This window comes from Desulfovibrio sp. (assembly GCF_034006445.1).
In the GTDB taxonomy this organism is placed as follows: domain Bacteria; phylum Desulfobacterota; class Desulfovibrionia; order Desulfovibrionales; family Desulfovibrionaceae; genus Desulfovibrio.
Genome location: NZ_JAVESS010000007.1, coordinates 43,958 through 56,545, shown reverse-complemented (window position 1 = coordinate 56,545; position 12,588 = coordinate 43,958). Strand labels below are relative to the sequence as shown.

The following is a 12,588-nucleotide window of genomic DNA, read 5'->3' as shown; positions in this document are numbered from 1 at the left end:
GACGCCATGAAAAAACTGCTTCTTCTCCTGGCTCTGGGGCTTTGGCTGGCCCTGGGAAGCGGGGCACAGGCCGCCATGCGCGTGGACATTTATGGTCCGGGCCAGAACATCGTCAACCTGGCGCTGGCCGCGCCTCTCAAAGGCCCGCAGACTCCGGCCTCGGGCATGGGCGCAGACCTGCAAAAGATTGTTCAGGAAAACCTGAGCTTTTTGCCCTTCATGCGCCTGACCGATCCCAAGGCCGTGCTCGGCGGCGCGGTTCTGGCCGGTTACGAACCGCCCTCACTGGATTTCAAGCGCTTTCAGCTTGCCGGATCCGACATTGTGGTCACCACATTCTGGCCTGAAGGCGACAGCGGCACCCGCCCTGTGCAGATACGCGCCTTTGAAACCAACACCGGCGGCCGCCTTTTTGGCAAGGAATATCCCAAGGTCAGCTCCCGCGATCTGCCCGAAGTGGCGGACCGCTTCTGCGCCGACCTGCTGGAAGCCCTGACGGGCAACGGTTCCTTCTTCCGCTCCACGCTGGCCTTCATCAAGAAAAACGGCAAGATGGATTCCAACGTCTGGCTGGTCAAGCCCACGGGCCGCGATCTGCGCCAGATCACCAATATGCCCGGTGAGGCCATGTCTCCGGCATGGTCGCCTGACGGCCGTTTTGTGGTCTTTACCCAGATTGACCCCCAGTCCCACGCTCTGGGCGTTTGGGACCGCGCCAGCGGCAAGGTGCAGCGTATCCGCTTCCCCGGCAACGTGGTCATCGGGCCTGCGTTCATGCCCGACAACAAGGTGGCCGTGGCGCTTTCCAACGGCAAATACCCCGTCATCTTCCAGCTCAACCACGTTTTCCAGAAAGAAAAGGTGCTTGAGCAGAGCGACGCCATCAACGTATCGCCGACCTTTGACGCTACTGGCTCCAAGATGGCCTTCACCTCCTCGCGGCTGGGCGGCCCCCAGATCTTCCTCAAAGACCTCGGCAGCGGCTCCATCACGCGAGTGAGCAAGAACGGCACCTACAATTCCGAAGCCAACCTCTCGCCTGACGGCACTCTTGTGGTGTACAGCCGCATGACGGAGTACGGCCACCGCATCTTTGTGCAGGACATGCTCACGGGCATGGAGCGCCAGGTGACCTTTGGCCCCGGCAGCGACGAGCAGCCCGCCTTCTGTGCGGACAGCTACTTTATCGCATTTTCCTCCTCACGTGGCGGCGGGCGCGGCATTTACCTGATCACCCGGCATGGCGGCGACGCCAAGCGGGTGCCCACCGGTGGTGGAAATGCGTCATTTCCCCGTTGGGGCATGCCAGGGGTACAAAAATAATTGCACTATCAGAATAATTGGATAAAGATATTTTTTACCCGGTTTTCAACGATTTCATGGCATGCCGGGTAAAAAATATTTTACGAAAATGGGCCGAAAACCCAACACACTTCTTGACAAAAATTACGGTGCAGATACCATCTGTTATGCAAGGGCAATGCGCCCTTATGTGTGCTGAAAGGAAAGGTATTAATTTCTTGGAGAATGAGCTGTTCAGGAGGACACAATGAAACGCTACGCTCTTATTCTCGCTTTGGTTATGGCTCTGGCCGCCGGTTTTGGTTGTGCAAAAAAAACCACTGGCGAACCCGGCTATGACGATGGCATGACCCCTGAAATGCGCGCTGCTGTCCAGCAGATCACTGATGGCCGCGTGTACTTCGCTTTTGACAAGTTCAACGTCGAAAACCAGTACAAAGAAATGCTGAAGCAGAAGTCTGATCTGATGAAGCAGTTCCCCAGCATCCGCGTTCGCATCGAAGGCAACTGCGACGATCGTGGCACCCAGGAATACAACCTCGCCCTTGGCGAACGCCGCGCTCGCGGTGCGTATGAATACCTGGTTATGCTTGGCGTGAACCCCAACCAGCTTGAAATGATCAGCTACGGCAAGGAAAACCCCGCCGTGCAGGGCAACAACGAAGCCGCTTGGGCCAAGAACCGCCGCGACGACTTCCGCGTGATCGCCCACTAGACCTCTGGTCTGTGTGACGAACTTGAAGGCCACCCGCAAGGGTGGCCTTTTTTGCATTCTGCTCCCCCAATAAGACATTTTTTTGTACGCGCACCCCACCGTCACTCTGGCGGCGCGTGACAATCCCCCGACGTAAAGCGCAGGCGGATGCACAGCCCTGCCGCGCACGCCAGCGGCAGCTTCAACCATTGAGCATGGATATGTTCAATGATATGTTGCGCATGCCGGACTACTTTCGAAATGTTTTGCATTTCAATTTGTCATTCGACCGAAAATTCGATTCTTGGCCGAATCCGCGCCACGTTGCGGCGCGCTGCACCTGCGTGCAGCGTTGGAGCATCTTCCTTTTTTCAAAGGTACACTGCTCCCGACATCTCAGAAGCGGGCAGGCTCGCGTACTCTCAGGCTCAAGCCCTGTGCAGGCACACAAAGCCTCCCTGACCCGGGCCACTTGCGGAGGCTTCCGGCTCGGGCTACACTGCCCACAAGCGAGGATATTTCAATGAAGATTGTCATTCTTGACGGTGGGGTACTCAACCCCGGCGATGTGGATTGGGGTCCCATCAAGGCCCTGGGCGATGTAACCGTGTACGAGTCTACCAGCAGGGATCAGCTGGCTGAACGCTCCAAGGGCGCCGACGTCCTGCTGACCAACAAGACCCCGCTTCTCAAAGAAGACCTGCCCGCCATTGAAGGTGTGCGCATGGTGGGCGTGCTGGCCACCGGTTACAATATCATCGATGTGGACGCGCTTGCCCAGCGCGGCATACCTGTGTGCAATGTGGTGGCCTACGGCGTGAGCGACGTTGCGCAGCATGCCATGGCCATGTTGCTGGAACTGTGCCGCCACACCAGCCTGCACACCGAGAGCGTAAAAAACGGCGACTGGCTGAAGTCAAAGCAATGGTGCTACTGGAAGCTCCCGCCCGTCTGCCTTGAAGGGCTGACCATGGGGCTTATCGGTTTTGGCTCCATCGGCCGCCGCATGGGCGAACTGGCGCACGCTTTCGGCATGAGCGTTCTTGCTTACTGCCGTGTTCCCAAGGATCCGCCCACTTACAGCCCCTTTGCCTTTGCCACGCTTGAGCATCTCATCTGCGCATCAAACGTCATTTCCCTGCACTGCCCACTGACCAAGGAAACGCAGCACATAATCAATGCGAAAACCCTGGCCAACATGCGCAAGGGGGCCATACTGCTCAATACGTCCCGTGGGCCGCTTGTGGACGAGGCCGCAGCCGCCGCAGCCCTCAAAAGCGGCCAGTTGGGCGGGCTTGGCACGGACGTTCTTTCCGAAGAACCCCCCAAAGCGGACAACCCCCTGCTCACGGCCCCCAATACGCTTATTACACCGCATATCGCCTGGGCCACTACCAGGGCGCGTCAGAACATCATTGACCTCACCGCGGAAAACATCCGCCGCTGGAGTGCGGGCACGCCCGTCAATGTCGTAAACGGGGTGAGCAACGCCTAGCCATGTACATTGACATCCACACCCACGCCTTTCATCCCAAGATTGCGCACAAGGCCGTGGAACACCTTAACGGACATTATGATGTTGCCTGCGCTGGCAATGGCACCATAGATGATCTGCTGCAACGCGAGCGCAAGGCCGGAATTGACAGGTGTGTGGTGCTGTGCGCAGCCACGGCGCCCGCACAGGTCATTCCGGCAAACAGTTACGCCATCAGCCTGCAAAGGGCCTACCCGGACCAGGTTATCGCTTTTGGCACGGTGCACCCCGGCTATGAGCAGTGGGAAGCGGAACTGGACCGTCTGGAAGCGGCCGGCATACGCGGCATGAAGCTGCACCCGGACTTTCAGGGATTCTGGCTCAGCGACCCGCGCCTTTTGCCCATCTTTGAGGCGTCTCAAGGGCGCTTTGTGTTTGAGATGCACATCGGCGACAGAATCTCCCCTGAAAAAAACCCCTCCTGCCCCTACAAGCTTGCGGCCATTCTGGACGCCTTCCCCCGGCTTCAGGTCATTGCCGCGCATTTTGGCGGCTACCGCATGTGGGCGCACGCGCTCAAGACCCTCATGGTCAGGGAGCGGCCCAACCTCTGGTTCGACACGTCCAGCACCACGCCCTTTGCGACCCCCATGCTGGTCAAAAAGCTGCTGGCTGCCTGCCCCCCGGAAAGGATACTCTTTGGCACGGACTGGCCGCTTTACGACCCGCTGGAAGAACTCCAGCGGATTCAGCAGATGGGCGGCCTGAGCGACAGCATGATGGACAGGATATTGAGCAACGCCACTGCCCTGCCCGGCCTGCTGGATAGGAAAAAAGCCCGCATGGGGGCCGCAGGATAAAACAGGCCCGCGTTGTCGCCACTTCGGCAAAAGAGCGAAACAACAGGCTGCGTGCAAAGGGAACGACACTGGCCGGGCATTGACAGCCCACATCTTTACAGGTAAAGCATTTGCCAGGCCGGGCGGCGGCATCACTGCCAACTCCGTCAGGTCCGAAAGGAAGCAGCGGCAACAGACGTTGCCGGGTGTCCGGCCTATAAAAGCCGCAACGGAATCTCCGTTGCGGCTTTTACTTTTTTGGGCATTGAGCACTGCAATGCTCGCGTATGGCAGGCAAAAAGCCTGCCTGCCCGCATTTTGTGGCAAGGATTTTCAGAGAAATCCTTGCAGGGCAGCTGACTCATTTCATTCACAAACGATTCTGGCGCAAACGATTCTGGCGCAAACGGTTCTGGCGCAAACGGTTCTGGCGCAAACGGCCCTAGCGGTCTTTTTCCGTGTCAGACATGACATCCACCTGATAAATGCCGCGCATTTCTCCCAGGTGGGCGCGCATGGCCTCTTCCGCCGCGTCGGCGTCGCGCTGCTGCAGCGCTTCATAAATCCGCACGTGGGCATTGTATGCCAGTTCACTCTGCTTGCGCACCTGCATGGAGGCGTACAGGGGCGTGATCAGCCAGCCCGCGAAGCCGTTGGAAATGATATCCAGAAAACTGTTTGAGACGCAGTTGACAAGATAGCGGTGAAAATCAATGTCCGCCTCGGCAAATTCCCGTATTTCCGAATTGTCCAGCAGGGCGCGCTGCCTTTGCAGTATGCGCGCGAGTTCAGCCAGATGCTCGTCCGTCATATGCCGGGCCGCATGACGCGCCACCGCCGTTTCAAAAAACTGCCGCAGATCGTGCATCTGCCGCCAGCCGTCATGCGTGCTGGAGTAAATTTCCATGGTGGCGCGCATTTCGCGCAGCAGGGGGTTGAGCGTAAGCCTACAGACCCGCGCGCGCATGCCGGGCGACACCTCTATAAGACCCATGCGCGCCAGGGCTGAAAGCGCTTCGCGCACGGCAGGCCGCCCAACACCAAATTCATCCATAAGCTCACGTTCAGAAGGCAGTTTTTGCCCCACCTGGTATACGCCAGATTGTATGTCTTCCAACAGGCAGGACAGCACCTCCACATGCACGCGCGGACGTTGGATGCTGCGTCTTCTGCCCTGCAGCCTTTCCGCACTGCCATTATTCGCATTGGTGGTTGTCATGGCGCTATCTATCTCCTTTATACAGTAAGTAACCATGGCACGGATACGCATAACCTTGCCACGCGGGTTTTTTAAAAACAACTGGCATCACAGGATCACATCTCCCCGGCTTGCAAATTATGGGGCAAACAAGCTGTTTGCTTGCCAGGGCTCTTCCTGTATACCTGTGGGGCAGCAAGGAATCATGGCGCCTGGCGCTCCTTGCCGTTTTTTTTCGTCCTGGAGCAGATTAACTTTGAAAATGTACATTCTCAAAGTTTAAGATACGCTCGCTTCGGTGCTTAACCGCGCAGATAAACTGCGCTTACACCTCTGCGGCGGGCGTCTGCTTCCGCATCCGCCAGAGCAATTTCAAGCGGCAGCCGTCAGGCGACAAAGAAGCCTTACGGATGGCGACAGCATCGCTAGTGAAATTGCCCTAACCGCCCGCGAGGCCGTTTATTTCGACCCCCCAGGCAGAAACACGTCAGTCAAGGAGTGTATCATGTCTCGTATCAAGAATCTGCGGGATGAAGCCCTGGCCATGCACAAAGAGTATCAGGGCAAGATAGAGGTGCGCGTCAAAGTGCCCGTCAATGACGCCGATGACCTTACCCTGGCCTATTCGCCCGGCGTTGCCGAGCCCTGCATGGAAATCTACCGTCAGCCCGAAACGCTTGATGTCTACACAAACCACTCCAACTTTGTCTGCGTGGTTTCCAATGGCACAGCTGTGCTGGGCCTGGGAGACATCGGCCCTGCCGCCGCCATGCCGGTTATGGAAGGCAAATCCCTGCTTTTCAAAACCTTTGGCGATGTGGACGCCTTCCCCATTTGCATCAACACCAAGGATACCGCAAAAATCGTTGAACTGGTGGAACTCATGTCGCCCACCTTCGGCGGCGTGAACCTTGAGGATATCAAGGCTCCAGAGTGCTTTGTCATTGAAGACAGCCTGAAAAAGAACGGCATCTTCAAGGGCCCCATCTTTCACGATGACCAGCACGGCACGGCCGTTGTCACCCTGGCCGGGCTTATCAGCGCCCTCAAGATCGTGAACAAGAAACTGGAAGACATCACCGTCGTCACCAGCGGCGCAGGGGCAGCGGGCATTGCCATCATCAAGCTGCTCATGGCGCTTGGCCTGAAAAACGTCATCATGTGCGACTCGCGCGGCCCCATATGGGAAGGCCGCCCGGAGGGCATGAACTCCTACAAGGAAGACATCGCCCGCCGCACCAATCCCCAAAAGATCAAGGGCGGCCTGGCCGACGCCATCAAGGGCGCGGACGTCTTCATCGGCGTGTCCGCACCGGACACCCTCACTGAAGATATGATACGCAGCATGGCCAAAGACCCCATAGTCTTCGCGCAGGCCAACCCCATACCTGAAATCTGGCCGCTCCAGCGCGCCAAGGACGCCGGGGCCAAAGTGATTGCCACGGGCCGTTCAGATTGCCCCAACCAGATCAACAACGTGCTGGCCTTCCCCGGCATCTTCCGGGGGGCTCTGGACGTGGCCGCCACGGATATCAACGACGCCATGAAAATTGCGGCGGCCTATGCCATAGCCGATCTGGTCAAGCCTGAAGAGCTGAACCCGGAATTTATCATCCCTTCCACGCTCAACCCCGAAGTAGCGCCACGAGTGGCCGCTGCCACCGCCAAGGCTGCCATGGAAAGCGGCATTGCCCGCAAGCCGATGGACCCGGAAGTTGTGGCCCAAAACCTCAAAAAGCGTCTGGCCAACCGCAAAGGCTGATGCACCGGGCCAGATCGCGCAGACCTTCTGCAATTCCGGCGGCTGCCCTGGCAGCCGCCGGATAAAAAACTGGCCGTCCTGTCTTCCCTGACCTGATACCACTTACGGACAGGCACAGGCACACGGCGGCGTTTTTGCAAAAGCTGAAGCTGTGCTTGGGCCTTCGCTGCTGGCGACTGCTCGCGCGGTCGCCTAAACAATTGCAAAGTAAAATTGCTCTAGCTGTTCAATCAATCAACAATTCAGGGCAATTGCCGCCTTCCTACGCACACCCAAAGCCACGTGCCATTGGCGCAATTCTGACTGCAATATATGTAATGGGGTATCCTTACGTAAAAAATCAGGTTTGACAAGTTAAATAAGGATACCACAGGTTCCTCTACCTACAGCGGCAGCAGGCCATGCCAGTCTTGTTCTGGCTCAAGGGCGGGGCATCTTTGAGAATATAGTTCTGTAAAAATTTCTTCATTGCGTGTTCCCTGAACACACGCCATTACGCATCAGCGCATTTGCCCCGCCCATACGCGAACAGGCCCGTCTTCCACAGAAGACGGGCCTGTTCACGTCATTGTATAGCAAGAACCAAATATATTTTAGGGGGTGGGGGCGTGGGGGAGGAGACCCTTTTTAGAGTATTTACCTTTTGAAAAAAGGTAAATGCTCTACCGCTGCACGAGAGTGCAGCGCGCCACTACGTGGCGTGGATTCTGCCGCAAATCGCATTTGCGGCAGAATGACACCTTTGAAATGTAAAACATTTCAAAGGTAATCTGGTCCAAAGGAGGGTCCCACCCCCACAAAACATCTCTGTAAAACTTTCTAATACCCTGTTAATGCCCTGTTATGGCGTATTTTTTCAGCTTATATTGCAGCAGGCTTTTTGAAATACCAAGATATTCCGCAGCCTTGACCTGCACAAGATCTGCCCGCACCAGCGCCCTGCGTATGAGGGCGGCTTCGATTTTTTCCAGGGTGTCGGCAAGGTCGAGCTGCACGGGCAGAAGGTCCACGGCGCTTTTGAACTGTGATTCTTCATCGCGGATTTCTGCGGGCAGATTGTCCACATTGATGACAGCGCCGGGCACCAGCACAAGACAGCTCTCCACCACATTTTCAAGCTGCCGGATATTGCCCGGCCACTCGTAGCCCGTCAGGTAATTGAGGGCCTCGGTGCTGAATGTTTTGGCGGCCATGGTGTTGTCAGCGCAGACTTTTTCCACAAAGTGGGCCACCAGCAGCGGGATGTCTTCGCGGCGCTCGCGCAGGGGCGGCAGGGGAACCTGCACCACGTTGAGCCTGTAATACAGGTCATCGCGAAACGCGCCTTTTTCCACCAGGGCGGCAAGATCCTTGTTCGTGGCTGCCACCACGCGAATGTCCACCTCAATTTCTTCGCCGCCGCCCACACGCTCGAACCGCCGTTCCTGAAGCACACGCAAAAGCTTGACCTGAAGGTCGGGCGTGAGTTCGGCTATTTCGTCCAGAAAAAGCGTGCCCCCGTCGGCCTGTTCAAAGCGGCCGCGCCGCATGGCCACTGCGCCAGTAAAGGAGCCTTTTTCGTGCCCGAAAAGCTCGCTTTCCAGCACGCCGGGGTTGAGGGCCATACAGTTGACGGACACAAAGGGATTGTCCTTGCGGGGGCTTGTGTAGTGTATGGCGCGCGCCACAAGCTCCTTGCCCGTGCCCGATTCGCCTGTAATGAGCACTGTCGAGCGGCTGGGCGCGGCGCGTTCAACCATGACAAGCACGTCGCGTATGGCGCGGCTGCGCCCCACGATCTTGTGTACGCCGTAGCGGTCTTCCATAACTTCCTGCAACAGGCGGTACTGCCTGTGGGCGCGGGCAAGTTCCACGGCGTTATGGATGGAAAGCAAAAGCTCGTCATTGGAAAAAGGCTTGGTGATATAGTCAAAGGCCCCGTACTTCATCACGTCCACAGCGCTTTCAATGGACCCGAAGGCCGTCATGATGAGCACCGGAATATAGGGCCAGCGTTTCTTTACTCTTTCAAGCACCTCACGCCCGGTGACCTTGGGCATCTTCATGTCCGTCACCACCACGTCCACCTCGCTTTCTTCAAGAAAGGCCAGGGCGGTTTCGGGGTCGCTGATGGCGGTGACGACGTATCCTTCGTCTTCCAGCAGGGTTTGCAGAACAAGCAGATAGTTTTTTTCGTCGTCAATAATAAGAATATGCGCTTTTTCACTCATAAGACTATTCCTGTGCCCCGGTATGGGCCTCGGGCAGCAGCACACGTACAAGAGCGCCGCCTTCCGGGCCGTTTTCCAGCTGGATCTCGCCGCCGTGGCTGGTGATAATGGACTGTACAATGGGCAGCCCCAGGCCTGTGCCCCCGTCTTTGGTCGTAAAGAAGGGATCCAGCAGATTGCCCACAGTGGCTGCGTCAAAGCCCGGCCCGGAATCAAGAAATTCCAGCCGGACATGGCCGTCGCCGTCGTGGCTGCCGCTGATGCGCAGGATGCCCGGCCCGTCCATCGCCTGTTGTCCGTTGATCAGGATATTGTAAAAAGCGCGGTACAGCAAATCCTTGTCGCCGTGTACAAAGAGCGATTCTTCAGTCTCACGCTCCACTGCCACGCCGCGCCGGGCCATGTCGCCTTCAAGAAAGGCCAGCAGCTGATCCAGCACAAGGCTCACATCAACAAGGTTCTGCTTGGGTTGACGGGGGCGGGCGTAGTCCAGAAAATCGTTTACCGTCTGCGACAGGCGCACAGATTCGTCAAAAATCGCGCCCAGAATACGCCGCGTGCCCGCATCGGCCTGGTCTGTACGGCGTTGCAGCAATTCGGCGCTGGAGCGGATGATGCCGAGGGGATTGCGTATTTCGTGGGCAATGCTGGCGATGACGCGCCCCATGCTCACAAAACGCTCATTGCTGTGCAGCTGCTTTTCAAGCTGCCGGTTTTTTTGCATACGCTCGGCCAGTACACGCTCCGAACGGTGGATAAGCATGAGCAGCAGGCCGAAAAGCACCACGGAAGACATGAGGCACATGACCACAATGATGCCCTGGAAAGTCAGCACCTGCTCATAGTCGCCCGTAATGTCCTGCGTGAGTTCAAGGGCCCCCATGATGGGAGCTTCCTGCCCTGGTTGCAGGGGTTCGCCTTTGAGCGGATAGAGCACGCGCAGAACAAAGGTGCCCTCCTCCAGCGGCAGCCTGAAGGGGGCCTGCCAGGCGGGTATGGTGGAGACTATTTCAGACGAAGGCGCTCCGCCGTGCAGTATGTCATCAAGATTGTCGGGGGAAAGCCCGGCCCGGCCCACTTCTTCCTTGTGGGTGGAATAGGCCACCAGCCGGGAAAAGTCGTAAATGCGCAGGCGTTCCACCGGCAACCCCTGAAGGACGGATTGCACGACCTGGTCAAGTCTTTCGTACTGTGCGGGCTGGCGCAGGGCGATGCGCCCGTAGCCCATCAGTGTCGGCAGGGCGAAACGCCGGAATATCTGGCTGTTGAGGTTTTCTACCAGCAGGCGGGCAAAGCCTTCCTGCCGGGTCAGCAGCGTTTCGCGCGCCGAATTGGAGATAAAGAAAGAAAGCCCCAGACTGGTGAGCAAAATGACCACCAGTGAAAGCCACGACAAAGGACGGGCGTAGCTCAGCGGCAGGCCGCCTTCAGCTTCACCCTGTGCATTGGGAACAGGCCCGCCCGGATTGCTCGGGCTCCAGTCCTGAACGCCGCCGGCATACGTCTGTGCGCCGTCTTCAGCCTGTGGGCCGCGCGGCGCGCAGCCCGAATCACTGTTCGTTGCGCTCCGCTTTTTTTTGAAGAACATCTGCTTTCCTTAAAATGCCTGCTCTTGCGTGGGCACGGCCATAAAAGTATCCAGATCCGCATGTTCGGTAGCATAGCCGGGCGCGCCCAGGCGGGCGTTGGCCAGGCGCTTGCCCAGTTCCACCGCGGGCTGATCCAGGGGGTTCACGCCCATGAGCCAGCCAGTAAACAGGGTCGCCGCCTCCAAGAGCAGCATAAAGGCCCCGGCGGCCCTGGGGCCCGTACCGTCCATATCAATGTGCACCAGCGGCACCGCATTCATGCACAGGGCCATGCGCGTGCCCAGAGCCTCGGCTTCAAGCAGCGCGCCCAGGGGCTTGCCGCGCAGCCATGCCCATTCCTGCGGCAGATCCTGACCAAAGGCACGGCCTGCGGCCTGCCCACGGCTGGTTAAAAAGATGCAGCCCTTGTTGCGCGGGCCGCTCAGAAACATCTGGTTTACCGAATGCTGATCCGTAACCCCTGTGGCAGCCACTGGCAGAATACCCTGCCCGTCCTTGCCCAGACTTTCGGCCCACAGTTGCGCAAACCAGGGGCCAAGGGCCGCCCATTGCGGCACGTAGCAGAACAGGATGAGCTGGCTGTATTCCTGCAGTTCCAGCGCGTGAGCCCAGCAGGCAAGCGCAAAGGACGGGTGCTGCCCCATGGCGCGCGGATTTTCCACCAGTTGACGGGCCACACTGGCCGCGCCGTCCAGGAGGGCCTGCCAGTCAATGCCCAGAAATCCGGCGGGCAGCAGCCCCACGGCGGAAAGCACGGAGTAGCGCCCGCCCAGATAGTCCGGAACTTCCAGCGAAGCCAGACCGAGCAGGGTGGCCTCCTGCCGCAGATAGCCGGATGTGGCGTCGGTAACAACCACCATGTGGTCATGCCAGCCCTGGCCCAGAGCGTCCTGAAGCCACTGGCGCACCAGAAAATACTGGGCCAGGGTTTCAATGGTGCCGCCGGATTTGCTGATGCAGACCACAGACGTGTCCGCCGCGTCGAGGCTGCCAAGCAGGGCTTCAAATTCTTCAGCGCACACGTTGTCGGCAATCCACAGGCACGGGCCGTCATGCCCCGGCCTGTCCTGACCCGGCGCAAAGGCTTTTTGCAGTGCCCGCGCGCCCAAAGCCGAACCGCCTATGCCCAGAACAACCATGTGTTTGCGGGTTCGCACCTTTTCAAGAATGGGCGGCAGATCCCGCTCAAGCGTCGCCCTGTACGGCATTGAAAGAAAAGGCAGAACGCCCTGAGCCAGCTCACGCTCCAGACGGACGCCCAGTTCGGCGGCCCTGGCCTGAAGAGGGGCGGCGTCCGCCGCGTTCAGCCTGTGACTGTAGGCCCGTGACCATTCAAGATAATGAGACATAGGCTTCTCCCTTATACCTTTTGCCTGTCGTTATGGCGGCCCAAGGTTTAAGAAAACACTGATTAAAGAGCCTGTTGGAAACGCGCAATTGTTTCATTTGGCAAGGCACGTTCTTTTTTCAAGCAGGAGTGGACTCTTCCGTCCTCGACTGTTTCATAAAAAGTGAAGCAA

General features: G+C 58.0%; 9 protein-coding genes and 1 other RNA gene. 6 read left to right on the top strand and 4 right to left on the bottom strand.

Annotated elements, in window-relative coordinates:
- Positions 1 to 6: 6 nt before the first annotated feature.
- The 5 genes from RBR41_RS08400 to ffs all read left to right on the top strand — a co-directional run bounded on the left by RBR41_RS08400 (position 7) and on the right by ffs (position 4,532).
- Entirely contained in the window at positions 7 to 1,323 is a 1,317-nt protein-coding gene (locus tag RBR41_RS08400; RefSeq protein WP_320352135.1) for a translocation protein TolB, read from the top strand.
- Positions 1,324 to 1,549: 226 nt separating this feature from the next.
- Positions 1,550 to 2,017, top strand: coding sequence for a peptidoglycan-associated lipoprotein Pal (gene pal, locus RBR41_RS08395; protein ID WP_320352134.1), 468 nt, complete (start codon positions 1,550 to 1,552; stop codon positions 2,015 to 2,017).
- Between the two features lie 502 nt (positions 2,018 to 2,519).
- The gene (locus tag RBR41_RS08390; protein ID WP_320352133.1) at positions 2,520 to 3,491 is read left to right on the top strand and encodes a D-2-hydroxyacid dehydrogenase; all 972 of its coding nucleotides are present in this window, start codon (positions 2,520 to 2,522) and stop codon (positions 3,489 to 3,491) included.
- Positions 3,492 to 3,493: 2 nt separating this feature from the next.
- Positions 3,494 to 4,330: an amidohydrolase family protein gene (locus RBR41_RS08385; protein ID WP_320352132.1), complete on the top strand. Its 837-nt coding sequence runs from the start codon at positions 3,494 to 3,496 to the stop codon at positions 4,328 to 4,330.
- 112 nt (positions 4,331 to 4,442) lie between these two features.
- Positions 4,443 to 4,532, top strand: an RNA gene (gene ffs, locus RBR41_RS08380) — signal recognition particle sRNA small type.
- Between the two features lie 219 nt (positions 4,533 to 4,751).
- Here ffs and RBR41_RS08375 read toward each other — a convergent pair.
- Positions 4,752 to 5,528 carry an FCD domain-containing protein gene (locus RBR41_RS08375; RefSeq protein WP_320352131.1) on the bottom strand — a complete coding sequence of 259 codons (777 nt, stop codon included), beginning with the start codon at positions 5,526 to 5,528 and terminating at the stop codon, positions 4,752 to 4,754.
- Between the two features lie 493 nt (positions 5,529 to 6,021).
- Here RBR41_RS08375 and RBR41_RS08370 point away from each other — a divergent pair, with 493 nt between their 5' ends.
- Positions 6,022 to 7,269: an NAD(P)-dependent malic enzyme gene (locus RBR41_RS08370; RefSeq protein WP_413785142.1), complete on the top strand. Its 1,248-nt coding sequence runs from the start codon at positions 6,022 to 6,024 to the stop codon at positions 7,267 to 7,269.
- An 830-nt stretch (positions 7,270 to 8,099) separates the two neighbouring features.
- On the opposite strand, the gene RBR41_RS08365 is transcribed toward RBR41_RS08370, so the two are convergent.
- Genes RBR41_RS08365 through RBR41_RS08355 form a run of 3 tightly spaced genes read right to left on the bottom strand, consistent with a single transcriptional unit; the run spans position 8,100 to position 12,417 of the window.
- A complete protein-coding gene (locus tag RBR41_RS08365; RefSeq protein WP_320352129.1) occupies positions 8,100 to 9,479 on the bottom strand; it encodes a sigma-54 dependent transcriptional regulator in 1,380 nt (459 codons plus the stop codon).
- Between the two features lie 4 nt (positions 9,480 to 9,483).
- Complete coding sequence (locus RBR41_RS08360) at positions 9,484 to 11,067, bottom strand: sensor histidine kinase (protein WP_320352128.1); 1,584 nt, start codon at positions 11,065 to 11,067, stop codon at positions 9,484 to 9,486.
- 9 nt (positions 11,068 to 11,076) lie between these two features.
- Entirely contained in the window at positions 11,077 to 12,417 is a 1,341-nt protein-coding gene (locus RBR41_RS08355; RefSeq protein WP_320352127.1) for a glucose-6-phosphate isomerase, read from the bottom strand.
- Between the last annotated feature and the right edge of the window lie 171 nt (positions 12,418 to 12,588).

Coding starts and splice junctions, on each gene's coding strand:
- RBR41_RS08400 (WP_320352135.1), top strand. CDS start 7: ATGAAAAAACTGCTTCTTCTCCTGGCTCTGGGGCTTTGGCTGGCCCTG.
- pal (WP_320352134.1), top strand. CDS start 1,550: ATGAAACGCTACGCTCTTATTCTCGCTTTGGTTATGGCTCTGGCCGCC.
- RBR41_RS08390 (WP_320352133.1), top strand. CDS start 2,520: ATGAAGATTGTCATTCTTGACGGTGGGGTACTCAACCCCGGCGATGTG.
- RBR41_RS08385 (WP_320352132.1), top strand. CDS start 3,494: ATGTACATTGACATCCACACCCACGCCTTTCATCCCAAGATTGCGCAC.
- RBR41_RS08375 (WP_320352131.1), bottom strand. CDS start 5,528: ATGACAACCACCAATGCGAATAATGGCAGTGCGGAAAGGCTGCAGGGC.
- RBR41_RS08365 (WP_320352129.1), bottom strand. CDS start 9,479: ATGAGTGAAAAAGCGCATATTCTTATTATTGACGACGAAAAAAACTAT.
- RBR41_RS08360 (WP_320352128.1), bottom strand. CDS start 11,067: ATGTTCTTCAAAAAAAAGCGGAGCGCAACGAACAGTGATTCGGGCTGC.
- RBR41_RS08355 (WP_320352127.1), bottom strand. CDS start 12,417: ATGTCTCATTATCTTGAATGGTCACGGGCCTACAGTCACAGGCTGAAC.